Origin of the sequence: Rhodococcus sp. RCBS9 (assembly GCF_029457415.1) — a bacterium.
GTDB lineage: Bacteria > Actinomycetota > Actinomycetes > Mycobacteriales > Mycobacteriaceae > Rhodococcus_F > Rhodococcus_F qingshengii.
Genome location: NZ_CP120422.1, coordinates 154,928 through 178,552 on the forward strand (window position 1 = coordinate 154,928; position 23,625 = coordinate 178,552).

Here is a 23,625-nt window from a genome sequence, read left to right on the forward strand (position 1 = left end):
CACAGGGCACGCGGACGCTCGATTTCCCGACCGGCTCATCGGCGAGTGGGCAACGAAAAGATGCGTGCATCAGGTACGTGCCCCGCTCGGTTCGATGATTGCGCTGGGGAGCGCATGTCATGACTACACCAGAGAACTCGATCAGCGCTCTCGAAGTGGCCGAATCACCCGATGTCTGCGTCACCGACAATGCGTCCGTCAAGCGCGCTGTCAAGGCAACGATGCTCGGAAATGCCATGGAGTGGTTCGATTTCGGCGTTTACGCATATCTAGCTACCACTATAGGAAAAGTGTTCTTCCCGGACGCGAGCGGCAGCGCTCAACTCCTCTCTACCTTTGCAATTTTTGCGGCAGCCTTCATCGTCCGCCCACTCGGCGGATTGTTCTTCGGTCCACTCGGTGACCGCATCGGACGCAAGATAGTCCTGGCCACCACCATCATTCTGATGGCGGGCAGCACCTTCGCCATCGGCCTCATCCCGAGCTACGAATCCATCGGTATCGCCGCCCCGATCCTGCTGGTACTCCTACGCCTACTGCAGGGCTTTTCCACCGGCGGCGAATACGGCGGAGCCAGTACGTTCGTCGCCGAATACGCACCGGACAAGCGCCGCGGTTTCTTCGCCAGCTTCCTCGAATTCGGGACTCTGGCAGGATATGTGGCGGCAGCGGGCATCGTGACGATCATCCAGACCGTCGTCAGTGCCGAGGACCTACTCCAGTGGGGCTGGCGCATCCCCTTCCTCATTGCCGGACCTCTGGGTCTCATCGGCCTGTACCTCCGTCTGCGTTTGGAGGAAACTCCCGCATTCCAGATGATGGAGCAGGCCGAAGAGCGCTCCCTCGCAGATGAATCCACAGGCAAGAAACTACGCGAAACTCTCGTCGACAACTGGCGTCCGCTTGTTCTGTGCATCGTCCTGGTGGCCACGTACAACATCGCTCACTACGGACTGCTCAGCTACATGCCGACGTATCTGACCAACACGTTGGGTTACGACGAATCCCACGGACTCGTTCTGATGATCATCGTCATGATCGTGATGATGATGGGAATCAGCTACGTCGGAAAGTTCTCGGACCGCGTCGGGCGTAAACCCTTGCTGCTCAGCGGTTTCATCGGATTCTTCGTCCTGTCCCTGCCTGCCTACCTTCTGATCGGCGTCGGCAACTACGTGACGGTCTTCCTGGGACTCGCAATTCTCGGCGGCTTGCTCCTGCTGTTCGTCGGAGTGTTCCCGTCCGTGCTTCCCGCACTCTTTCCGACCGGAATCAGGTACGGCGGCTTGGCAATCGGATACAACCTCGCGGTCTCCATCTTCGGCGGGACCACTCCCCTGGTGCTCACCGCCCTCGAAAGTGCAACGGGCAGCAACTTGGTCGCACCGATGTACATGATGATCGCCGCCGTGATCGGCGGTATCGCAGTCCTGATGATCCCCGAGACCGCACGCAAGCCACTCGACGGCTCTCCGCCCTCCGTCGCCACCGACGAGGAAGCACGTCGGATCATCCGCAAGGTTCGTCGAAAGAGAATGAAGGCCGATAACCTCGAGGTATGAGCACGCCTCGAATCGTCGTCGTCGGCAGTATCAACATGGATCTGACCACGTCAGTATCCAGATTCCCAGCTCCGGGAGAAACGCTGCTCGGCACTGCCTTTGCCACCGCGGCGGGAGGCAAAGGCAGCAACCAGGCCATCGCCGCCGCGAAGGCCGGTGGGGACGTGTCGTTCGTCGGCGCGGTCGGCGACGACGGTTTCGGCACCCAATTGCGCGAGACCCTGCAAGACGCCGGGGTCGACACCGCGTTGCTTCGTAGTGTCGACGGCCCGAGCGGCGTTGCCGCCATCACCGTGAGCGAGGACGCGGAGAACAACATCATCGTCGTCCCGGGCGCCAATTCCTCGGTCACCTCATTGTCCGAAGTAGACCTCGACGCGATCGCACACGCCGACGTTCTCCTGTGCCAACTCGAAATACCCCTCGACGCGGTCACCACAGCGGCCCGGCACGCGCGTGCCAACGGAACAACTGTCATCCTCAATCCTTCACCGGTACAAGACCTTCCGGGCGCCCTGATCGAGTCTGTCGACATCCTGATCGTCAACCTGACCGAGTCGGAGCAGTTGGCCGCGGTCACCGGTCGCGTCCGATACCTCGTCACGACGCTCGGGGCCGGCGGCGCGGATCTCCGGTCGGGCGAGGAGACAATCCACGCCGACTCCCCGGCCGTGACACCCGTGGATACAACTGGCGCAGGCGATGCTTTCACCGGCGCCTTCGCCGTGGAGTGGGTGCAGGGCCAGGACCGCGCCCTGCAGTTCGCTGCCACGGCGGGAAGTCTGGCGACGACGGTCCGCGGCGCGTCGGTGTCGTCACCCACTCGCGCTGCGATCGAAAAAGTCCTGAACCGACAGCTTGACTCTGACACCGTGTGAGGTCGTAAACCTGTAGGTATCGGGTTTGTGAGAGAGAAACGGGGCGAGCAAGGATGTTGAGCATCGGAGACTTCGCGAGAGCAGGTCGTGTGTCGGTGCGCATGCTCCGCCACTACGACGCCATCGGTCTGCTCAGACCCGCGAGGGTCGACGCATCCACCGGGTATCGCTCGTACACCGCGGGCCAGTTGGCGCTGCTCAACCGCATCGTCGCTCTCAAGGAGTTGGGCCTGACTCTGGCCCAGGTCCAGCAAGTGGTGGAGTCAGCGGTCACCGTCGACGAGATCCGCGGGATGCTCACGCTTCGCCGAGCAGAACTCGAAACCCGAATCCAGGAAGACACCGCGCGACTGGCGCATGTACAGGCGCGCCTACGGATCATCGAAAGTGAGGGACAGATGTCCGCATACGAGGTTGTGATCAAGTCAGTTCCGGCGCTGCGGGTCGCGGAGTTGACCGGTAGCGCCAAGACGATGGATCCGTCGTCGATCGGCCCGGTGGTTCGCGGGTTGTACGAGCGCCTTTGTACCGGTTTGGATCGTGCCGGTATCGCCGCGATCGGACCCGCTGTCGCTTACTACGAGGATGCCGGTGACGACGAGAACGTCGTCGTCCATGCGGCGCTACCGGTAGACGCGAATCCCGATGGCGACTACGAGTTCGCTGTGGTGGACCTGCGGGCCGAAGAGCACGTGGCCTCGCTGCTGCACAAGGGTTCGATGGACAACTGCCTGCCCGCTTATCAGGCGTTGGCCCAATGGATCGACGCAGCGGGATACCGCAATGCCGGCCCCAGCCGTGAGGTGACGCTGGCGTGCCCGGAGGATGTCGACGGCTGGGTCACCGAACTGCAGGAACCTGTTGCCAAGGCCTGAAGCCCGCACGTGTCGGCAGGGTCGTGCACCATGGGGTCCATGACCACCGCCACTGCCCCAGCCATGCGCGACGAAGCCGAGCGGCTGCTCCGCGAACTCGCGGGGCCGGATGCCCGCCTACGCGAGGACCAGTGGACGGCCATCGAGGCGCTGGTGGTGCAGCGCAAACGCGCGCTCGTCGTACAGCGGACCGGCTGGGGCAAATCTGCGGTCTACTTCATCTCGGCGAAGCTGCTCCGGGCAACGGGCCACGGCCCCACCGTCATCGTCTCTCCGTTGTTGGCCCTGATGCGAAACCAGGTCAGTTCTGCCGAACGTGCCGGAGTGCGCGCCGCAACCATCAATTCGGGCAACGTCACCGAATGGGACGACATCCATGCCCGCGTCGCAGCCAATGATCTCGACGTCCTTCTGGTCAGCCCCGAGCGCCTGAACAACCCTGACTTCCGCGATCAGGTGCTCCCGGCCCTGGCAGCTGATGCCGGCCTGGTCGTAGTCGACGAGGCTCACTGCGTTTCCGACTGGGGCCACGACTTCCGTCCCGACTACCGCCGCATCAGGACCTTGATCGCCGAACTCGGCGAGGGCATTCCCGTCCTCGCAACCACGGCGACGGCCAACAACCGCGTCGTCGAGGACGTGTCCGCCCAACTCGGCGTCGGCGGTGAGGAAACCCTCGTCCTTCGCGGCGGGCTCGAACGCGAGTCGCTTCACCTCTCTGTAGTCCACATTCCGGAGGCGACGGCGCGCGCTGCCTGGCTTGCCGACATGCTCGAGACGCTGCCGGGTTCGGGCATCATCTACACGCTGACGGTTTCGGCCGCGCGCGACCTCGCAAGCCTGCTCTCCGAGCGCGGCCATACCGTCGCCGCCTACACGGGCCAGACCGATCCCACTGAACGTGAATCTCTCGAGCAGGACTTGTTGGGTAATCGCGTCAAGGCTCTGGTGGCCACCTCGGCACTCGGGATGGGCTTCGACAAGCCTGATCTCGGGTTCGTCGTCCACCTCGGCGCACCGTCGTCGCCGATCTCGTACTACCAGCAGGTGGGCCGCGCCGGTCGTTCCACCGACAGGGCAGACGTGATCCTCCTGCCTGGCGCCGAGGACAAGCAGATCTGGAGTTACTTCGCCTCGGTCGCCTTCCCCCGCGAGCACCTGGTCCGCAGCGTCATCGAACACCTCGACACCGAAAAGGCCACGTCGACACCGGCACTCGAACCTCTGGTGGAGCTCAATCGCACGCGTCTCGAGATGGTCCTCAAAGTCCTCGACGTCGACGGCGCGGTCAAACGCGTCAAGGGCGGGTGGATCAGCACCGGCGAACCCTGGGTGTACGACGCCGAGCGCTACGGCCGACTCGACGACGCCCGCCAGGCCGAGCAGGCCGCAATGGTCGAGTACCAGAGCATCACGACGTGTCGAATGACCTTCCTGCGTGAACAACTCGACGATCCTGGTCTGACCTCGGAGAACTCACAGTGCGGTCGCTGTGACAACTGCACAGGCAATCGCTACGACACCACTGTCGACACCGCCGCCCTCGACGAGACTCGGGCGCGCTTGCAGCGCCCCGGATTCGACCTGGAGCCGCGCAAGATGTGGCCGACCGGCCTGAGCAAGCTGGGCGTCAAGCTGTCCGGGAAGATCACCGAGGGGCCCGAAACCGGGCGCATTCTCGGACGGATGTCGGACCTGGGCTGGGGTCAACGTCTCCGCGCGCTTTTCGACGGTCCCGACGCCGAGGTACCCGATGCGGTGGTCAGCGCGTGTATCAGCGTTCTGGCCGCCTGGAATTGGGCCGAGCGACCCACCGGTGTCATGGCCCTCGAATCCACGACGCATCCTTTGTTGGTGTCGAGCCTGGCTGCCAAGTTGGCCGAGGTCGGGCGATTGACCGACCTGGGCACCCTTCGCTTGCGACCCGACCACCCTCCGGTGTCGGCAGCGAACTCCGCCTACCGCGTGTCCGGACTGGTCGATGTTTGGGAAGTCCCGGACATGAGTATCCATCAGGGACCAATACTTCTTGTCGACGCAATCGCCGATACCGGTTGGACTTTCACGATGGCCGCGCGCGCACTTCGACAGGCTGGTGCTCACTCTGTACTTCCGTTGGCGCTCGCAAGCCCGAAATAGCGAGTTTTTGCCCGAAATAGTCGCTCCGACAACGGCAAAAGTTACATAATGTGAGCACCATCACATTCATGTCCTCACCTGGGGCGCAACGGGTTCCACACGGCCCGAAACGGACATCTGCATGACTTCGACAGCAATGATTGTTACGTTCAGATGACCGATGAAGCCTGTTGATACGAGAGCTATCCCGACCACCGCGCCGGACGCGGTGTTGTTCAGAAGCCCACAGATCGATGACGGAGTCCGGCTCTGGGAGATCGCACGTGATTCGAAGGTGCTCGACCTCAATTCGAGTTATGCATACCTGTTGTGGTGCAGGGATTTCAGCGCGACGTCCATCGTCGCGGAGGTAGACGGCCGCGTAGTCGGATTCGTTTCCGGTTATACCCGTCCCAGCGCGCAGGAAACCCTGTTCGTGTGGCAAGTTGCGGTCGACGAAGACCAGCGCGGCAAGGCAATTGCTGCCCGCATGCTGTCCGACTTGATGGATCGCACTGCCCCACTGGGTGTTACACATCTGGAGACCACGATCAGCCCCGACAACGAGGCTTCGATCGCACTCTTCACCGCGCTCGCACGTCGGCGCGAAGTACCGATAACCAGGCAGACCTTGTTCTCGCCCAACGATTTTCCCGATGGACACGAAGCCGAAGATCTTTACACGATCGGCGCCTAGCGCACTTCGCGCTCGGCATACAGCATGCCCCGGAGGAACAAAGAAGATATGAATATCAACGAAGCAAGCATTTTCGAAACCCTCGAGTCCGAGGTTCGCAGCTACTGCCGTGACTGGCCCGCAGTGTTCACCAGCGCATCCGGATCCTGGATTCGTGACGAGAACGGGCGCGACTACCTCGATTTCTTCGCCGGTGCCGGCGCCCTCAACTACGGCCACAACAACCCGGTGCTCAAGTCCGCACTGGTCGACTACATCATGAGCGACGGCATCACGCACGGCCTCGACATGTCGACAGTCGCCAAACGCGAATTCCTCGAGACCTTTCAGCGCAACATCCTCGAGCCGCGCGGCCTGGACTACAAGGTCCAGTTCCCCGGCCCGACCGGATCGAACACCGTCGAGGCTGCACTGAAGCTGGCCCGCAAGGTCACCGGACGTTCGGCAGTCATCAACTTCACCAACGCATTTCACGGAATGACACTTGGTGCACTCTCCGTGACCGGCAACTCGATGAAGCGCGCGGGCGCCGGTGTCCCCCTCGTGCACACGACACCGATGCCCTTCGACAACTACTTCGACGGCGTCACCGAGGACTTCCAGTGGTTCTCCCGCGTTCTCGATGATTCCGGCAGTGGAATCAACCGCCCCGCGGCAGTGATCGTCGAAACCGTGCAGGGTGAAGGTGGCGTCAATGTCGCTCGCCCCGAATGGCTTCGGGCGCTGGCAACACTGTGCTCGGATCGCGGAATCCTGTTGATCGTCGACGACGTCCAGATGGGTTGCGGCCGTACCGGCCCGTTCTTCTCCTTCGAAGAGGCCGGAATCGTTCCCGACATCGTCACGTTGTCCAAGTCGATCAGCGGCTACGGAATGCCGATGGCGCTCACGCTGTTCAAGCGTGAACTCGACGTCTGGGGACCGGGCGAGCACAACGGCACATTCCGCGGCAACAACCCGGCGTTCGTCACCTCCAAGGTGGCACTCGACCACTACTGGTCCGACGACGCCCTCACCAAGACGACGTTGAAGAAGGGCGCACGCATCAGCGAATGCTTCGCCAACCTCTCCGATCAGTTCCCCGGCGAGGTCTCGCACCGCGGGCGTGGCTTGGTTCAGGGCCTCGTGTTCGAACAGCCCGAGCGCGCCGGCAAGGTCTGCCAGTTGGCATTCGACGAGGGATTGCTCGCCGAGACCTCCGGACCCTCCGACCAGGTTGTGAAACTGCTTCCCGCACTGACGATTACCGACGACGAGCTCGAGCACGGCCTCTCCATCCTGGCCGAGGCGACACTCAAGGTCTGCAGCTAGAGGAAGGACTCTCCCATGATCGTTCGCACCACCACCGAGATCACCGACACCGACCGCGACATCACGAGTGAGGACGGAAACTGGCGCAGCAAGCGCATCGTCCTCGGCGGCGACCGCGTCGGGTTCTCGTTCCACGAGACCACCATCAAGGCGGGTTCGGTCAACGAGTTCCATTACGCCAACCACGTCGAGGCTGTCTGGCTCGTCGAGGGCACCGGCAAGCTGATCGACCTCGACAACAACAAGGAATACGATCTCGCACCGGGGTCGATGTACCTGCTCAACGGCCACGAGCGTCACCGCGTCGAGCCGGACACGCAGATGCGCATGCTGTGCGTGTTCAATCCGCCGGTCACCGGGCGTGAGGTGCACGACGAGAACGGTGTCTACCCACTGGTGGAGGTCCCCGCGTAGCGTCTAGTCATGGCGACTGACACCTCTCCACGCGTAGCGATCGGCCCCGTCCCCGATGCACTGCTCGACAGCGCGGTGCTTCGGGGCGGTGGTCTGATCAGTCCGATCGACACTGCGGACGCCCTGATCTGGGCGGGCTCACCCGAGACCTTTCCGTCGGAGTTACCGGCGTCGGTCAGGTGGGTGCAGCTTCCGTCGGCGGGAATCGAGGATTGGTTCGACTCCGGTGTGATTCCGAAGGACACAGAAATCACGTGGACCTCGGCGGCCGGTGCGTTTTCGGCGTCGGTGGCCGAGCATGCACTCATGCTTCTCTTGGCCGGAGTTCGCCACTTGCCTGCACACATCGAGGCTCGAACGTGGCGTCAGTTCGAGTTCTTTCCCAAGATCGGCACCCTTCGTGGCTCGACGGTTGCGATCATCGGCGCGGGCGGTATCGGCCGCGCGCTGATTCCGATGCTGGCCGCGCAGGGGGCGGACAGCATCGCAGTCAATCGTTCCGGTAGCCCGGTCCCCGGGGCGATCTCCACGTACCCCGCATCCAGAATGGATGAAATCTATTCTCGCGCAGATCACTTCGTGATTGCTGCGCCCGCCACCCCGGCCACCCGTCACCTCGTGGGCCGTGCGCAGTTGGCGGCGATGCAACCCCATTCCTGGGTGATCAATGTCGCGCGCGGATCACTGGTCGACACCGACGCACTGGTCGAGGCCATCGAGTCGGAACAGATCGGCGGCGCCGGTCTCGACGTCACCGATCCCGAACCCCTCCCGGACGGTCACCCACTGTGGGATCTGACGAATGCGATCATCACACCCCACGATTCCAATCCGCCAGGCGTTCGCCCCGCCGCCTTCGCGGATCACGTCTCCAAGAACGTGACCCGCTTCGCGAAGGGTGAGGCGCTGGCTGCCCTCGTGGACCCAGTTGCCGGATACTGAGCACGCCGTCGAAGCTCGAATGCTCGGACCACGGATGCCACAAATTACTGTGGCGACTGCGTCTCCGGAAAGAAGAGCGCCCGCGCCCGGCGAGCGACCTCTTCGGCAGGTACATCCTCGACCTTCGTGCATACTGCCCACCTGTGGCCGAACGGATCGAGAAACACTCCATGCCGGTCGCCCGAAAATGTATCGGCCACAGCCGTGACCAGCGTGCCTCCCTCGGTGACTGCCCGAGCGACAAACTCGTCCGTGTCCTCGGTGTAGACGACGATCGACGAATGCACCCAGCCGTCCTGCGGTGATTTGAGACCGAAGTCCGGCATCTCCTGCGAAAGCTGCAGCATCGAATCGCCGATCCGGATCTCCGCATGCATGAGGGAGCCGTCAGGTGCGTTCATCGCATCGACTATCTCAGCTCCAAGTGCTCGTTTGTAGTAGTCGAGTGCGGCATGGCCGTCCGGCACCGCAAGGTAGGGAGTGATCGTGCGGTAACCAGCAGGGATCGGGTTCACTGTGTTCATGTGTACGAGTATTGGCGATCGCGCACGTGTTCTATTGAACATTTCGGACTTCCTCCGCGCCTCCGTCTCGCACACGCGCCTATCCTGGAACGGTGCCTACCGACAACAGCCGCCTCGACGCCCTCCCCGAGCTCCTGGCCGGCCGTCGCCTGGCAGTTCTGACGGGCGCCGGCATCTCCACCGACTCCGGAATCCCGGACTACCGCGGACCTGATTCACCCCCGCGCAATCCGATGACGTTCCAGCAGTTCATCGGCGATCCGGCGTTTCGGCGGCACTACTGGGCGCGCAACCACATCGGCTGGCGATACATGGACAGCTCCCGCCCCAACCAGGGCCACCGGGCCGTCGCGGCACTGGAACGAACAAGGCGAGCCGTCGGCGTGATCACCCAGAACGTCGACCTCCTGCACACCAAGGCCGGCGCGCGAAACGTCATCGACCTCCACGGCACCTACGCGCAGGTTCGATGCCTGAGCTGCCAGCGGCTGATCTCCCGTACCACTCTCGCGGAGAGACTGGAAGAAGCCAATCCTGGATTCGCCGAAACAGTCGCTGCTGCAACAGGAGTCGAAATCGCACCCGACGCAGATGCCGTGATCGAATCCACCGCACACTTTCGCGTCGTGGATTGCGCCGTGTGCGGTGGCTTACTCAAACCGGACATCGTCTACTTCGGCGAATCCGTCCCCAAGGAACGCGTCGCCCGTGCGTACAGCCTCGTCGACCAATCCGACGCACTGTTGGTAGCCGGGTCGTCGTTGACCGTGATGTCCGGCCTACGTTTCGTCCGGCATGCCGCCAAGACCGGGAAGCCGATCGCCATCGTAAATCGAGGCACGACTCGCGGCGACGAATTCGCCGACCTCAAGCTCGAAGTCGGTTGCGCTGAAGCACTTTCCGCCCTCGTCGAGCACGAAAGCTACAGCGCCACCAAGTCGTCCGCGTGAACCACAGGACGCTGCATGTCGGCCGGTAGATCGGTGGTGGAGCGCCCCAGGATCTCCTCGATCTCCGCAGCGTCGAACGCAACGACACCCCGGGCGACGGGCTTCTCCCCCGGCCCCATCAGGGACACTACGTCGCCGGCGTGGAAGTCACCGGATACACCGACGATGCCAGCGGACAGAAGGCTTCGACGCTTGGACACGACCGCGCGGACGGCGCCTTCGTCGAGGTGGAGGTCACCCGATGTGTCAGCGGCGTGACGAACCCAGAATCGGCGGGCCGACAATCGCGTCGGCCGGGGCGCAAATGCCGTTCCGACATCGGCACCACTGAGTGCCTGCGCAGCGTCCGATGCTGCCGCGAGCAGAACTGGCACGCCGGAATCAGCGGCCAGGCGTGCTGCTGAGAGCTTCGACGCCATGCCTCCGGTACCGAGGGCGCCACCCGAACCGGCAACCACACCGTCGAGATCCTCGGGACTGTTGACCTCGGGAATCAGTGTGGCATCGCCCTTTCGGGGATCCCCGTCGTACAGTCCGTCCACATCCGACAACAGGATCAACGCGTCGGCGCCGACCAGATGAGCAACCAGAGCAGCCAGCCGATCGTTGTCACCGAATCGAAGTTCGGTGGTGGCAACGGTGTCGTTCTCGTTCACGATCGCCACCGCGTGCAATGCCCGTAGACGATCGAGTGTCCGTTGGGCGTTGCGGTGCTGCGTCCGTCGAGCGATGTCGTCAGCCGTGAGTAGAACCTGCCCGACGGTACGGCCGTAACGGGCGAACGACGTACCCCAGGCGTGAGCCAGAGCCAACTGACCGACGCTGGCCGCAGCCTGCTTGGTCGCGAGATCGCGAGGCCGCTTGGTCAGTCCCAGCGGCGCCAGTCCGGCGCCGACGGCACCGGACGAGACGACGACGACATCGGAACCCGCACGCATGCGAGCCTCGATGGCATCGGCCAACAGATCGAGTCGGTGAGTATCGAGTCCCGCCACCAGACTGGTGAGCGCAGACGACCCGATCTTCACGACGATACTGTGAGCCGACGCTATCGACTCCCTGGTGGACCCGAGCACAGTCCCGTTCCCTCTCTTCGGTTTTCGTCCTGAAATCGCGTGGGTCAGGCGTCTTCGTCGAGCAAGCCGCGGCGGACACGACGCGCGTGCTTGCGCTCGTCGGCGCCGATGCGCTCCACCTGATCGAGACGCGGGTCGGTTCCACGGCCCGTGCGGGTCAGATCGATACCGGCCGGCGTCATCGGCTCCCACTCGAAGCTGACGTCACCGATGGTGACGGAAGCTCCTGGCTGAGCGCCCTTCTTGACCAATGCGTCCTCGACGCCCAATCGAGCAAGACGGTCGGCGAGGTAACCAACGGCCTCGTCGTTGTCGAAGGCGGTCTGACGAATCCACCGCTCCGGGCGGGTGCCTCGGACGACGAACCCACCGGGAATATCGGGATCCTTCTCGATGGTGAAGCTGGAATCCTTGACCTTGACCGGGCGAATGACCTGGCGCTTCGGCTCGGGCTTCGGATGAGCTTCGCGGTAGTCGCGGACCATCTTCGCCAGCGCGAATGTCAACGGTCGCAATCCTTCTCGGCTCACCGCCGAGATGGTGAAGACCGGCCATCCGCGAGCTTCGATCTCAGGCGTGACCATTTCGGCCAATTCGGCGGCCTCGGGAACGTCGGTCTTGTTGAGGATGACGACGCGCGGGCGCTTGTCGAGGTCACCGAGTCCCGAGTCGCCGGAGAGCGCGGGCGTGTACGCGGCCAGCTCTGCTTCCAAGGCGTCGATGTCGGAGATCGGGTCACGTCCCGGATCGAGGGTGGCGCAGTCGATCACGTGCGCCAATACGGCGCAGCGTTCGATGTGGCGCAGGAAGTCCAGGCCCAAACCGCGGCCTTCGCTGGCACCGGGGATCAGCCCGGGCACGTCGGCGACGGTGAAGGTGGTGTCACCGCTCGAGACGACGCCGAGGTTGGGGACCAGAGTGGTGAAGGGGTAGTCGGCGATCTTCGGCTTGGCCGCAGAGAGAACGGACACAAGCGAAGACTTACCGGCGGAGGGGAATCCGAGCAGACCGACGTCGGCTACCGACTTGAGTTCGAGAACCAGGTCACGCTCGACACCGTCCTCACCGAGGAGTGCGAAACCGGGAGCTTTGCGAGCCTTCGAGGCCAGTGCTGCGTTGCCGAGTCCGCCGCGACCGCCCTGAGCGGCGTCGAAGCGTGAACCGACACCCACGAGGTCGGCAAGCACGTTGCCGTCGGTATCGAGAACCACAGTTCCATCCGGAACCTTGAGGATGAGGTCTTCACCGTTTGCACCCTCGCGGTTGCTGCCGGCGCCCTGCTTGCCGTTGGTCGCCTTCGCGTTGGGATGGAAGTGAAAGTCGAGGAGGGTGTGGATGTTCTCGTCGACCACAAGGATGACGTCGCCACCGCGACCTCCGTTGGCACCGTCCGGACCGCCGAGCGGTTTGAACTTCTCGCGGTGTACGGAGGCGCAACCATTGCCGCCTTTTCCAGCGCTGACGTGCAGCACAACACGGTCAATGAATCGGGACATGACTGCCGGATCCTTCCTCAGTCAATTGCGGGTCTCACGCGATGAGCTGAACTTCTGGTGAGCAGGGTTGCTCGGGGCAAAACGGGTACTGCTTAAACAAACGATAGGGGCGGACCGGGTTATTTCAACCCTGGTCCGCCCCTATCGGGAGCTTGGAACGCGTCACTCTCTTACCGAAAGCAGAACCGGCTTACCGAAGTAGAACCGATGACGCACAACTAGCGAGAAAGACTAGACCTCAGCCGCAACGACGGCCGGAACGATGTTCACGGTCTTGCGTCCACGCTTCTGGCCGAACTCGACTGCACCGGCAGCGAGAGCGAACAGGGTGTCGTCGCCGCCACGGCCGACGTTGACGCCGGGGTGGAAGTGCGTGCCGCGCTGGCGAACCAGGATTTCGCCTGCGCTGACCGACTGGCCGCCGAAGCGCTTCACGCCGAGGCGCTGGGCGTTTGAATCGCGACCGTTACGGGAGCTGGATGCACCCTTCTTATGTGCCATGCTATTGACCCTCCTCGGGTGAAATTAGCTAGAAAGAACTGGTTACTTGATGCCCGTGACCTTGAGCACCGTGATCGGCTGCCTGTGGCCCTGACGCTTGTGGTAACCGGTCTTGTTCTTGAACTTGTGGATGCGGATCTTCGGGCCCTTGGTGTGCTCGACGATCTCACTGGTGACTGCGACCTTGGCCAGCTTGGCCGCGTCGGTGGTCAGGTCAGATCCGTCGACCACGAGAACGGGAGCAAGCGAGACAGCAGTGCCGGGCTCACCCTCGATCTTCTCGACCTTGACGAGGTCACCAACAGCGACCTTGTACTGCTTTCCGCCGGTCTTGACGATCGCGTACGTTGCCATCGGAGGGCTACCCCTTGCTTCTTCGAACTTGCTCGCGCTGCTGCCTGAGGCTTCAAATGCATCGCGACTGGTCTGGTTTATGTCACCTCGGCTCGGCACTGACGTACCGGGACATTCACGCGCACTCTAGGCACACGGAATCTCTACCGCCGGGTGGCGACCCTCCAAGGTTACGGGAAAGCAACCGTCAGGGTCAAACCGCCCCGCCGAGGGGTGGTGCTTACTACTCTGTACTGCTTCTACCAGCTGAAACTTCGGATAGCGGTTGGATGTCCTCGCTCATCGCGAAGTCATCCAACCGACCGAAAGCCAGTAGTTCTTACTCTCCGTCTACCGGAGGACCTGCGGGACGTGCTGCTGCACGCCTGCGACGGGGTCTCTTGACGACGACAACTTCTTCCTCGGCCGGAACTTCGGTGGCCGGAGCCGGAACGTTTTCCGCGACCGCGTCCACCACGGGTTCCGGAGTCGGAATCACGAAGACCGTGCCCACCTCGGGAGCTGCCTCGGCAACCGGTGCCGACGCTGCCCGCGACGCCCGGCGACTACGCCGACGACCGCGCGGAGCTGCTTCGGTCGAAGCTGCGGCCGACTCGTTGTCCACTGCGGATACTTCTTCCGCAGCAGAGTCCACAACAGGAACGTCATGGTGCTCAGCAGCAGCAGGAGTAGCGATCGGCCGATCTTGTTGCCGATCGGCACTTTTGGATGCATCGTCCCCCGAAGACACACCGGCGGAATCAGACTCGGTCGAGTCGGCCGCGACGGTCTCGTCGTCGTCGTGGTGATGCGAGGCCATCGCCAATGCCACCGGATGAGCCCGCTTGACCGTCGCGTCGACGGCCGGAACCTCCGGCGCCGGAGCTTCCTGTCCGTTGGACTCGGTCGAAGCCGACTTGTCTCCGCGGCCACGCTTGTTCTTGCGCGAGGTACCGGAATCACTGCGCTGCGAGCCCGAACGCGATCCTCCGTCGTCCGAGGACTTCACCTCGACGGGCTCGGAATGGACGATGATGCCGCGGCCGTGGCAGTGCTCACAGGTGGTCGAGAAGGCCTCGACCAATCCGGTGCCCAACTTCTTGCGCGTCATCTGCACGAGCCCGAGTGACGTGACCTCCGACACCTGATGGCGCGTGCGATCGCGACCCAGGCATTCGGTGAGCCGACGCAGGACCAGGTCCCGGTTCGATTCGAGAACCATGTCGATGAAGTCGACGACGATCATTCCGCCGATGTCCCGCAGGCGCATCTGGCGAACGATCTCCTCGGCCGCTTCGAGGTTGTTACGGGTGACGGTCTCTTCGAGGTTTCCGCCGGCTCCGGTGAACTTGCCGGTGTTGACGTCGACGACGGTCATGGCCTCGGTGCGGTCGATCACCAGGGTGCCGCCGGACGGCAGCCACACCTTGCGATCGAGTGCCTTGGCCAACTGCTCGTCGATACGGCGAGCCGCGAAGACGTCGATACCGTTGTTCGGCGTGTACTTCTCGAGCCGCGGAAGCAGGTCGGGCGCAACGGAGTTGATGTAGTTCTCGACCGTCGTGTGCGCCTTCTCGCCCTCGATGACCAGCTTGGAGAAGTCCTCGTTGAACAGATCACGAATGACCTTGACCAGCATGTCAGGCTCTTCGTACAACGCCTGCGGGTTGCCGGACTTGCCGGTGTCCGCAGCCGCGGCCTGCTCCTCGATGCCGGCCCACTGAGCCTGCAGACGAGTCACGTCGCGCGCCAACTCTTCTTCGCTGACCCCCTCGGACGCCGTGCGAATGATCACGCCCGCGTCGGCGGGCACGATGTCGCGCAAGATTTCCTTGAGACGCTTGCGCTCGGTGTCCGGAAGCTTGCGGCTGATACCCGTGGACGTACCACCAGGCACGTAGACGAGGAAACGACCGGCAAGCGAAATCTGTGTCGTCAGTCGAGCACCCTTGTGGCCGACCGGATCCTTGCTGACCTGAACGAGCACCTGATCGCCAGGCTTGAGAGCCTGCTCGATCTTGCGCGAGTTGCCACCGAGACCGGCAGCCTCCCAGTTGACCTCACCGGCGTAGAGAACACCGTTGCGGCCACGTCCAATGTCGATGAACGCAGCTTCCATGCTGGGGAGCACGTTCTGGACACGTCCGAGGTACACGTTGCCGACCATCGACGCGGACGCCGAGTTGGTGACGAAGTGCTCGACCAGCACTCCGTCTTCGAGGACTGCTACCTGTGTAGTCGCATGCGGCTGACCGCTGTCTGCCCGATCGCGCACGACCATGACGCGATCGACGGCCTCACGACGCGCGAGGAACTCCGACTCGGTCAGAATCGGCGGACGACGACGACCGGCGTCACGACCGTCGCGGCGACGCTGACGCTTCGCTTCCAGACGTGTCGAACCACTGATGCCCTGGACCTCGTCCTTGACGCGGGTCTTGTTGCGCGGCTCGCGCTCGTGAACGACGGTGTTCGGCGGATCGTCCTCGGACGTCGCAGTCGCGTCGGTGGCGCCGTCGGTGCCGGTCTTGCGACGACGACGACGACGGCGACGGCGGCTCGATCCGTCGGCATCGAGATCGGAATCGTCGGCATTCTCGGAATCCGCATCAGCGGTGGACTCGGACTTATCACCGGATTCTTCGCCGGCAGCGTCGTCGGTTTGCTTCTCGACTGCCGCAGGGGCAGATTCCTGCTCCGATTCGGTAGCGGTATCCGACTCTTCGTCCGAACCCTGCTCGCCACCCTGTTCACCGCGACCACGTCCACGTCCACGGCGTCCACGACGACGGCGACGCGGCTGATCGTCGTCCTCGTCCTCGGACTCGGCGCTCTCGCCCTCGGTTTGCGGTGCGGTCACAGCCGGCTCTTCGACGGCAGGAACTGCAACCGGCGCTGCCTCGGGAACGACGGTTTCGGCTTCGGCGGTTGTCTGCTTCTCTTCGACGACCGCCGGTGCAGCAGGCTCGCGGCGTGCGCGACGGCGACGCGGAGCTACCTCGGCGGCTTCGAGATCCGGCTGCAGGAACAGCGGGACCTGCGGCGCGGCGGGAGCCACCTCGGGCTGATGGGTCTGCGGCGCCTCGAAGGAAGTGAACAGATCGGACTGCTCGGCTTCCTTGCTCTGCAGCGCAGCAGCGGCGTCGAGTCCAGCGCTGATCTCGGCGACAGCCGGATCCACTGCTTCTTCTGCTGCAGGTTCTTCGACGACGACCTTTTTGCGGGTGCGACGAGCCCTGACAGGCTTCTCGGCCGGAGCCTCTGCAACAGGAGCCTCCACGGGAGCTTCTGCAGCAGGCTCCTCGACAACAGGCGCCTCGACAACCGGGTCGATGAGGGTGTCGAGCTCGGCGACGACGGGCTCGATGGCCTCGGCCGCGGAAGCCAACGAGGCATGAATCCGCTGAGCGACGTCACGGTGGAGACTCGACTGCGCGCTGCGCAATTCGGTACCGAGCGCTGCGGCTTCGGCAAGGACCTGCTTGCTGGTGACGCCGAGCAACTTCGCCAGCGCGTGTACGCGCATCTTGTCGGGAAATTCCGGGGTGGTGCTGGAATCTGATTCGGTTGGGGATTGATCGGCCACGTAAGTCTCCTCAGCCCCCGGGCGCGTCCAACCCAGAAGTCGAGTTGTCACGCGGCCACGCGGGAGCGTGCTGTGTGTACTCGCACTCAGAAGTGAGTACGAGATTGTAAGGTCTCGCTCCGCATGGTCCGCAATGCCCGTTATTCACTGCGAGCACATGAAGTGCCTGGCTGGATGGCCGTTGTCCTGTGCGCGAGCGCCTGATCATCCAGCGTGCAGAGGTCCAGGGATTTCCTGTTGACCTGGAGCAGCGATGAAAGGGCATCGAACCTAGGTGTCATCCGGTTGAACGTGCGTAAAACAAGTTGCGGTTCAACTGAAAGCAGTATCCCACACCAACGCGCCTGCAACTGCAAAGGGCGCACCGATGTGGGATACGTGCCGAGAATTCGCTGTGGAGATGTGGGCCGAAGGCCCGTTCATGTGGGCCAGAGGCCCGATCGGAGATTCAGATGGACGACAGCGCGGGGAACCACAGAGCGATTTCACGCTCTGCCGACTCCACGGAGTCGCTGCCGTGAACGAGGTTCTGCTGCGCTTCGAGTCCGAAGTCGCCGCGGATCGTACCCGGAAGAGCCTTGTCGACCGGGTCGGTTCCGCCGGCCAACTGACGGAAAGCAGCGATGGCTCGGGGGCCTTCGAGCACTGCGGCCACCAGCGGACCGGAGGTGATGAACTCCAACAAGCTCGGGTAGAACGGACGCTCGGCGTGTTCTGCGTAGTGGCTACCAGCCACCTCTTCGGAAGCTACGCGGAGGTCGAGTGCTGCAATTGTCAGGCCTTTGCGCTCGATACGGCTGAGGATTTCTCCTACGTATCCACGGGCAACGGCGTCGGGCTTGATCAGTACGAGGGTGCGCTCAGTCACAGCGGACAGCCTAAATGGTCAGTCCCGCTGACCGGGAAGCAGGCCCTTGTCCATTCGGCGCTTGATGTCTCTCTGCAGGTAGACGAGGTATCCCCAGACGATCCCGAAGGTGATCGCCACACCGGCGATCGACGGGTGGACGAAGAAACCGAACAGAAGAATCACCTGCAGCGCGACGTTGAACCCCATCGCCCACGGCTTGCCCTGGATGCCCGCACCCAGAATCATCAGTACCGCCAACCCGATGATGAATCCCGCGGAGGCCGCGGTGAGGCCTCCGCCGACGACCGCGACAACCGGCAAAGCCAGCAGCACGACGATCGCCTCGAGGATCAGGGTTCCGGCCATCACTCCGCGGAAGCTTTTCCACGGGTCCTTGGTCGGCGGCCCGAACTCGCCGGCAGTGTCTCCGGGCTCGTGGTCTCCGGACTCGGGATTGGCATCTGACGGGGTACTCACGCGGGGTCCTTTCCGAACAGCGTGCGGGCGGCGCCTGCGGTCACGACGGATCCCGTCACCACCACACCCGCCCCTGATACGGCCTCACCGGGTTCGGCGACCTGCTCGGCGATTTCGATCGCGACTTCCAAGGCGTCGGCAAGCACCGGCGCAACGACGACGCGCTCGTCGCCGAACTTCGCGACGGCGATGTTCGCCAGTTCTTCCACGTCCATCGCCCGGGGTGACCCGTTGTGGGTGACGACGATCTCGTCGAAGACGGATTCGAATGCAGTCAAGATGGCGTCGACGTCCTTGTCCGCCATGACGCTGACCACTCCCACGAGCTTGCGGAAGTCGAACTCGGCGGCCAGTGCGGCCGCGAGAGCGCGAGCACCGTCTGGATTGTGGGCGGCGTCGAGAAAGACCGTCGGCGCACTCCGAACACGTTCGAGGCGACCGGGATTGACGACCGAGGCGAACCCGTTGCGGATTGCATCCTGATCCAGTTGTCGATCCGGACCGGCACCGAAGAACGCTTCTACGGCAGCGAGCGCGAGCGCGGCGTTGCGCGCCTGATGCTCACCGTGAAGGGGGAGGAAGATGTCGGTGTACACACCGCTCAAGCCTTGAAGTTCGAGCTGCTGTCCGCCCACCGCGATCTGGCGAGCAAGCACCTTGAACTCCGAGCCTTCACGAGCGACCGCGGCCTCCACCTCGACAGCACGCCGCAGCAATACCTCCATGACTTCGGGAGTCTGCTCGGCGATGATCGCGACGGTGTCCACCGGAACCAGGTCCTCGCGGCCCTTCTTGATGATCCCGGCCTTCTCCTCCGCGATCCCGGCCAGGTCGGTGCCCAGGTACTCGGCGTGATCGAGGCTGATCGGGGTGATCACCGCAACCTGCCCGTCGATCACGTTGGTGGCGTCCCAGCGTCCGCCGAGGCCGACCTCGACCACGGCGACGTCGACCGGCGCCTCCGCGAAGGCCGCATAGGCCATGGCGGTGAGCACTTCGAACTTGCTCATCGCCGGTCCCCCGGCTTCCTCCGACTGTGCGTCGATCATCTGCACGTACGGCTCGATCTCGCGGAACGTGTCCACGTAGAGCCGCGGCGAGATCGGATGACCGTCGATGCTGATCCGCTCGGTCGCGATCTGCAGATGAGGGCTGGTGGTTCGCCCGGTGCGACGATGCAGAGCCGTCATCAACGAATCGATCATGCGCGTCACCGACGTCTTACCGTTGGTTCCCGTGACGTGCACCGACGGATAGTTGTGCTGAGGCGAGCCCAGGACATCCATGAGCGCCTCGATACGAGTCAGTGACGGCTCGATCTTGGTCTCGGGCCAACGCTTGTCGAGTTCTGCTTCCACCAGCGCCAGTTCGGCGATGTCGACCGGAGTCGGAACCGAACTCTGCGCGTCGAATTGGGACGGCTCGTACGAACTCACTTGTCGGCCAGCTCCTTCAGACGTCCCGTGATGCGCTCGATCTCTTCGACGGCGATCTGGCGACGTGTCTTGATCTTGTCGACGACGGCGTCGGGCGCCTTCGCCAGGAAGGCCTCGTTCGCCAGCTTGTTGTCAGCGGTGACGAGCTCCTTCTGCGCTGCCGCGAGGTCCTTTTCGAGCCGCTTCTTCTCCGCGCCGAGGTCGATGGTGCCCGAGGTGTCGATGTCGACAGTGACGGTGCCCTGGCTCAGGCGCACCTCGACGGAGATCGACGCGGTGAATCCCTCTTCGGGTTCGGTCAGCTTGGCCAGCGCCGCCACGTAGGCGAACTGGCCGTCCATGCCGGCCTCCGATAGCCCGGACGCACGAGCCGGGACCTTCTGGGAAGGCTTGAGTCCCTGATCATTTCGGAATCGTCGCACCTCGGTGATCAGCTTCTGCGTGTCTTCGATCCTGGTTGCGGCCTGGGCGTCGACTGCCTCACCGGACAACGTGGGCCATTCGGCGACGACGACGGACTCGCCGCCGGTGAGCACCTTCCACAGGGTTTCGGTCACGAACGGAATGACCGGGTGCAGGAGGCGGAGCAGTGCATCGAGAACGTTGCCGAGCACGGCGCGGGTGTTCGCGGCGACGGCCTCGTCGGCGGCGAACTGCACCTTGGCGAGTTCGAGGTACCAGTCACAGACCTCGTCCCACGCGAAGTGGAACAGGCCTTCGCACGCCTTGCTGAACTCGTAGCGATCGAATGCGGCGTCCGCCTCGGCCTGGACCGTGTCGAGACGGTCGAGGATCCAACGATCGGCGTCGGTCAGTTCGCTTCGAGCGGGCAACGGCGCGGGAGCAGCGCCGTTCATCAGAGCGAACTTGGTCGCGTTGAACAACTTGGTCGCGAAGTTGCGCGAGGACTGCGCCGAATCCTCACCGACGGACAGGTCGCTGCCCGGGTTGGCGCCGCGTGCAAGTGTGAATCGCAGGGCGTCGGCGCCGAAACGATCGACCCAGTCGAGTGGGTCGATACCGTTGCCGCGAGACTTCGACATCTTCTTGCCGTACTGATCGCGGACCAGTCCGTGCAGGAACACGTCCTTGAACGGCATCTGCGCGCCGGACTTACCCGGACCGGCGGTGATCGACTCGTCCTCGGACACGTAGGTGCCGAACATCATCATGCGGGCGACCCAGAAGAACAGGATGTCGTAGCCGGTGACGAGAACGCTGGTGGGATAGAACTTTTCGAGTTCGGGCGTGTTGTCCGGCCAGCCCATCGTCGAGAAGGGCCACAGTCCGGAGGAGAACCAGGTATCGAGGACGTCAGGATCCTGGACCCAGCCTTCCGGCGCCGTTTCGTCAGGACCGAAGCACGCAACTTCACCCTCGGGGCCGTACCAGACCGGAATGCGGTGACCCCACCAGAGCTGACGGGAAATGCACCAGTCATGCATGTTGTCGACCCAGTCGAACCAGCGTGGCTCCTGGCTCGCCGGGTGAATGACGGTGTCCCCGTTGCGAACCGCGTCACCCGCAGCCTTGGCGAGCGTCTCGACCTTGACCCACCACTGCAACGAGAGACGAGGCTCGATGGCCTCGCCACTGCGCTCGGAGTGCCCGACGCTGTGCAGGTACGGGCGCTTCTCGGCGACGACGCGTCCCTGCTCGGCGAGAGCTTCGCGAACCTTGACGCGAGCCTCGAAGCGGTCCATTCCGTCGAATTCGGTTCCGGTGTCGGCAATCTTGCCGGTCTTGTCCATGATGGTGGGCATCGGCAGGTTGTGCCGCAGGCCCATCTCGAAGTCGTTGGGATCGTGAGCCGGCGTGATCTTCACAGCGCCGGTTCCGAACTCGGGGTCGACGTAGTCGTCGGCGATGATCGGGATCTGACGCCCGGTGAACGGATGATCGAGAGTGGTGCCGATGAGGTGCTTGTAGCGCTCGTCCTCGGGATGGACCGCTACTGCGGTGTCACCGAGCATCGTCTCGACGCGAGTGGTCGCGACGATGACGTGCGGCTCGTTGTCGTCGAGCGAGCCGTAGCGCAGGGAAACCAGCTCACCCTCGACGTCCTCGAACTTCACCTCGATGTCGGAGATCGCGGTCTGCAGCACCGGCGACCAGTTCACGAGACGCTCGGCGCGGTAGATCAGGCCCTCGTCGAACATGCGCTTGAAGACGGTCTGGACGGCGCGGGAGAGGCCCTCGTCCATCGTGAAACGATCACGACTCCAGTCGACGCCGTCACCGATGCGCCGCATCTGGCCACCGATGGTTCCACCGGATTCGCGCTTCCAGTCCCAGACCTTGTCGATGAACAGCTCGCGGCCGAAATCTTCCTTGGTCTTTCCGTCGGCAGCGAGTTGCTTCTCGACGACGGACTGCGTGGCGATACCGGCGTGGTCCATGCCTGGCAGCCACAGCACCTCGTAGCCCTGCATCCGCTTGCGACGGCTGAGCACGTCCATGAGGGTGTGATCCAGGGCATGGCCCATGTGCAGGCTGCCGGTGACGTTCGGGGGCGGCAGCACGATGGAGTAGCCGGGCTTGTCGCTGGTCGCGTCGGCCTGGAAGTACCCGGCGTCTACCCAGCCTTGATACAGATCGGCCTCTACCGCGCTGGGGTCCCAGCTCTTGGGTAGGGCGTCGGCGGGGGTCTGGGGGTTCTCTGGAGCTGCACTGGTCACCACTTGATCCTAATGACTCCCCCGTCGTGAACGAATTCGCCCGTCGGCCGCCGCAGCGCACACGAACGACTGCCCCGCAGTCCGGGGTCAGCCGAACAAACGATATTCACCGATCCGCTCCGCTGACAGGATCGCTCTGAAGGACGACCGACCAACGACCTGTGGAGCAAATATGTTGAACAACTGGAGTTCTCGCCCTCCCGGCGTTCGAACCTTGGCGGCGGCCGCGACGATCGGAGCCGCGGTTGCCCTCGTGCTTCCGGCGACTGCGTCTGCTGCCCCCGGCATCGAAGAAAGTGTGCAAGGAAGCATCGACAGTGGCAGCGCCACGATCAACGGAAGCGTCGGCGATATCGGGAACGACATCGCAAACGGCATCGCCAGCGGCAGCGTGGGTGACATCGTCGGCGGGATCGCCACTGGGAACCTCAACGACGTCCTCGGCGGCCTGAACGCCGGCTCGACCAGCGCGACGGACATCGTCAACGGCCTGGCCAGTGGCAACGTCAGGGACATTCTCAGTGGCCTGGCCAGCGGCAGCGGCGGCGGCGGATCGTTTGCGCCCACGCAGCGCTGCGACGCCTCGACCGTCTCGGGCGGCGCAGGAATCACCAGCACCAAGCACGAACTCGGCCGCGGTGGCCCGACCTCGTTCGTGCTCGGCTACGAGACCGAGAACGTCCCGGACCTGATCGAGGTGTACTACGAAGGTCGGTTGATCCACAGCACCGGATACATCGGCGACAACATCAACGAGGGAACTGGTTCAGCTGTCGTCAACGTGCCCGGCGGTGGGGCGTCGTCCGTTCTGGTTCGCGTCACGGGCCCTGACCACACCGAGTGGTCGTACACCGTTCGTTGCCCCGGCGCCTGATTCCGGTCCGGATCCACGCGAAGACGCTCGTGCCTCGTTCGGTGTTT

General features: G+C 63.5%; 20 protein-coding genes. 10 read left to right on the forward strand and 10 right to left on the reverse strand.

Annotated elements, in window-relative coordinates; genetic code table 11:
* The first annotated feature begins 119 nt into the window (after window positions 1-119).
* The 8 genes from P0M12_RS00850 to P0M12_RS00885 all read left to right on the forward strand — a co-directional run bounded on the left by P0M12_RS00850 (window position 120) and on the right by P0M12_RS00885 (window position 8,797).
* Complete coding sequence (locus P0M12_RS00850; protein ID WP_277377364.1) at window positions 120-1,562, forward strand: MFS transporter; 1,443 nt, start codon at window positions 120-122, stop codon at window positions 1,560-1,562.
* Window positions 1,559-2,440, forward strand: coding sequence for a ribokinase (locus tag P0M12_RS00855; protein ID WP_277377365.1), 882 nt, complete (start codon window positions 1,559-1,561; stop codon window positions 2,438-2,440). Before P0M12_RS00850 ends, P0M12_RS00855 begins: the two co-directional genes overlap by 4 nt.
* Window positions 2,441-2,493: 53 nt before the next feature.
* Window positions 2,494-3,315, forward strand: coding sequence for a MerR family transcriptional regulator (locus tag P0M12_RS00860; protein WP_054187684.1), 822 nt, complete (start codon window positions 2,494-2,496; stop codon window positions 3,313-3,315).
* 39 nt (window positions 3,316-3,354) lie between these two features.
* Entirely contained in the window at window positions 3,355-5,454 is a 2,100-nt protein-coding gene (locus P0M12_RS00865) for a DEAD/DEAH box helicase (RefSeq protein WP_030536630.1), read from the forward strand.
* 160 nt (window positions 5,455-5,614) lie between these two features.
* Window positions 5,615-6,130 carry a diaminobutyrate acetyltransferase gene (gene ectA / locus P0M12_RS00870; protein ID WP_003944572.1) on the forward strand — a complete coding sequence of 172 codons (516 nt, stop codon included), beginning with the start codon at window positions 5,615-5,617 and terminating at the stop codon, window positions 6,128-6,130.
* A 48-nt stretch (window positions 6,131-6,178) separates the two neighbouring features.
* A complete protein-coding gene (gene ectB, locus P0M12_RS00875; RefSeq protein ID WP_007731008.1) occupies window positions 6,179-7,441 on the forward strand; it encodes a diaminobutyrate--2-oxoglutarate transaminase in 1,263 nt (420 codons plus the stop codon).
* 15 nt (window positions 7,442-7,456) lie between these two features.
* A complete protein-coding gene (locus P0M12_RS00880; RefSeq protein WP_003944463.1) occupies window positions 7,457-7,855 on the forward strand; it encodes an ectoine synthase in 399 nt (132 codons plus the stop codon).
* 9 nt (window positions 7,856-7,864) lie between these two features.
* Window positions 7,865-8,797: a D-isomer specific 2-hydroxyacid dehydrogenase family protein gene (locus tag P0M12_RS00885; protein WP_007731007.1), complete on the forward strand. Its 933-nt coding sequence runs from the start codon at window positions 7,865-7,867 to the stop codon at window positions 8,795-8,797.
* 44 nt (window positions 8,798-8,841) lie between these two features.
* On the opposite strand, the gene P0M12_RS00890 is transcribed toward P0M12_RS00885, so the two are convergent.
* The gene (locus tag P0M12_RS00890; protein ID WP_346772259.1) at window positions 8,842-9,363 is read right to left on the reverse strand and encodes a VOC family protein; all 522 of its coding nucleotides are present in this window, start codon (window positions 9,361-9,363) and stop codon (window positions 8,842-8,844) included.
* Between the two features lie 50 nt (window positions 9,364-9,413).
* Between P0M12_RS00890 and P0M12_RS00895 the strand changes: the two genes are divergently transcribed.
* Window positions 9,414-10,271: an NAD-dependent protein deacetylase gene (locus P0M12_RS00895; protein ID WP_277377368.1), complete on the forward strand. Its 858-nt coding sequence runs from the start codon at window positions 9,414-9,416 to the stop codon at window positions 10,269-10,271.
* Here P0M12_RS00895 and proB read toward each other — a convergent pair.
* The 9 genes from proB to P0M12_RS00940 form a co-directional block, all read right to left on the reverse strand.
* Window positions 10,244-11,347, reverse strand: coding sequence for a glutamate 5-kinase (gene proB / locus P0M12_RS00900; protein WP_003944552.1), 1,104 nt, complete (start codon window positions 11,345-11,347; stop codon window positions 10,244-10,246). The two genes, P0M12_RS00895 and proB, sit on opposite strands and share 28 nt — an antisense overlap.
* Before the next feature lie 44 nt (window positions 11,348-11,391).
* On the reverse strand, window positions 11,392-12,843 hold the full coding sequence (gene obgE / locus P0M12_RS00905) for a GTPase ObgE (protein ID WP_003944579.1): 1,452 nt from the start codon (window positions 12,841-12,843) through the stop codon (window positions 11,392-11,394).
* A gap of 231 nt (window positions 12,844-13,074) precedes the next feature.
* Window positions 13,075-13,344, reverse strand: coding sequence for a 50S ribosomal protein L27 (rpmA, locus tag P0M12_RS00910; RefSeq protein ID WP_003944532.1), 270 nt, complete (start codon window positions 13,342-13,344; stop codon window positions 13,075-13,077).
* 42 nt (window positions 13,345-13,386) lie between these two features.
* Window positions 13,387-13,698, reverse strand: coding sequence for a 50S ribosomal protein L21 (gene rplU / locus P0M12_RS00915; RefSeq protein WP_003944533.1), 312 nt, complete (start codon window positions 13,696-13,698; stop codon window positions 13,387-13,389).
* A 319-nt stretch (window positions 13,699-14,017) separates the two neighbouring features.
* Complete coding sequence (locus tag P0M12_RS00920) at window positions 14,018-17,263, reverse strand: translation initiation factor IF-2 N-terminal domain-containing protein (protein WP_277377369.1); 3,246 nt, start codon at window positions 17,261-17,263, stop codon at window positions 14,018-14,020.
* Window positions 17,264-17,711: 448 nt separating this feature from the next.
* Window positions 17,712-18,131: a nucleoside-diphosphate kinase gene (gene ndk / locus P0M12_RS00925; RefSeq protein ID WP_003944527.1), complete on the reverse strand. Its 420-nt coding sequence runs from the start codon at window positions 18,129-18,131 to the stop codon at window positions 17,712-17,714.
* Window positions 18,132-18,149: 18 nt separating this feature from the next.
* Window positions 18,150-18,590: a DUF4233 domain-containing protein gene (locus P0M12_RS00930; protein WP_003944448.1), complete on the reverse strand. Its 441-nt coding sequence runs from the start codon at window positions 18,588-18,590 to the stop codon at window positions 18,150-18,152.
* A complete protein-coding gene (locus P0M12_RS00935) occupies window positions 18,587-20,026 on the reverse strand; it encodes a folylpolyglutamate synthase/dihydrofolate synthase family protein (RefSeq protein WP_007730993.1) in 1,440 nt (479 codons plus the stop codon). Before P0M12_RS00935 ends, P0M12_RS00930 begins: the two co-directional genes overlap by 4 nt.
* Window positions 20,023-22,704: a valine--tRNA ligase gene (locus P0M12_RS00940; RefSeq protein ID WP_039973213.1), complete on the reverse strand. Its 2,682-nt coding sequence runs from the start codon at window positions 22,702-22,704 to the stop codon at window positions 20,023-20,025. The genes P0M12_RS00935 and P0M12_RS00940 overlap by 4 nt, the downstream gene beginning before the upstream one ends.
* A gap of 172 nt (window positions 22,705-22,876) precedes the next feature.
* Here P0M12_RS00940 and P0M12_RS00945 point away from each other — a divergent pair, with 172 nt between their 5' ends.
* Entirely contained in the window at window positions 22,877-23,578 is a 702-nt protein-coding gene (locus P0M12_RS00945; RefSeq protein ID WP_277377371.1) for a hypothetical protein, read from the forward strand.
* The last annotated feature ends 47 nt before the right edge of the window (window positions 23,579-23,625 follow it).

Bases quoted from the DNA above. Each gene is read 5' to 3' on its own strand.
- ectB (WP_007731008.1), top strand. From the start codon at position 6,179: ATGAATATCAACGAAGCAAGCATTTTCGAAACCCTCGAGTCCGAGGTT.
- obgE (WP_003944579.1), bottom strand. From the start codon at position 12,843: ATGTCCCGATTCATTGACCGTGTTGTGCTGCACGTCAGCGCTGGAAAA.
- ectA (WP_003944572.1), top strand. From the start codon at position 5,615: ATGAAGCCTGTTGATACGAGAGCTATCCCGACCACCGCGCCGGACGCG.
- P0M12_RS00860 (WP_054187684.1), top strand. From the start codon at position 2,494: ATGTTGAGCATCGGAGACTTCGCGAGAGCAGGTCGTGTGTCGGTGCGC.
- P0M12_RS00945 (WP_277377371.1), top strand. From the start codon at position 22,877: ATGTTGAACAACTGGAGTTCTCGCCCTCCCGGCGTTCGAACCTTGGCG.
- P0M12_RS00890 (WP_346772259.1), bottom strand. From the start codon at position 9,363: ATGTTCAATAGAACACGTGCGCGATCGCCAATACTCGTACACATGAAC.
- P0M12_RS00885 (WP_007731007.1), top strand. From the start codon at position 7,865: ATGGCGACTGACACCTCTCCACGCGTAGCGATCGGCCCCGTCCCCGAT.
- rpmA (WP_003944532.1), bottom strand. From the start codon at position 13,344: ATGGCACATAAGAAGGGTGCATCCAGCTCCCGTAACGGTCGCGATTCA.
- rplU (WP_003944533.1), bottom strand. From the start codon at position 13,698: ATGGCAACGTACGCGATCGTCAAGACCGGCGGAAAGCAGTACAAGGTC.
- P0M12_RS00880 (WP_003944463.1), top strand. From the start codon at position 7,457: ATGATCGTTCGCACCACCACCGAGATCACCGACACCGACCGCGACATC.
- P0M12_RS00865 (WP_030536630.1), top strand. From the start codon at position 3,355: ATGACCACCGCCACTGCCCCAGCCATGCGCGACGAAGCCGAGCGGCTG.
- P0M12_RS00850 (WP_277377364.1), top strand. From the start codon at position 120: ATGACTACACCAGAGAACTCGATCAGCGCTCTCGAAGTGGCCGAATCA.
- P0M12_RS00855 (WP_277377365.1), top strand. From the start codon at position 1,559: ATGAGCACGCCTCGAATCGTCGTCGTCGGCAGTATCAACATGGATCTG.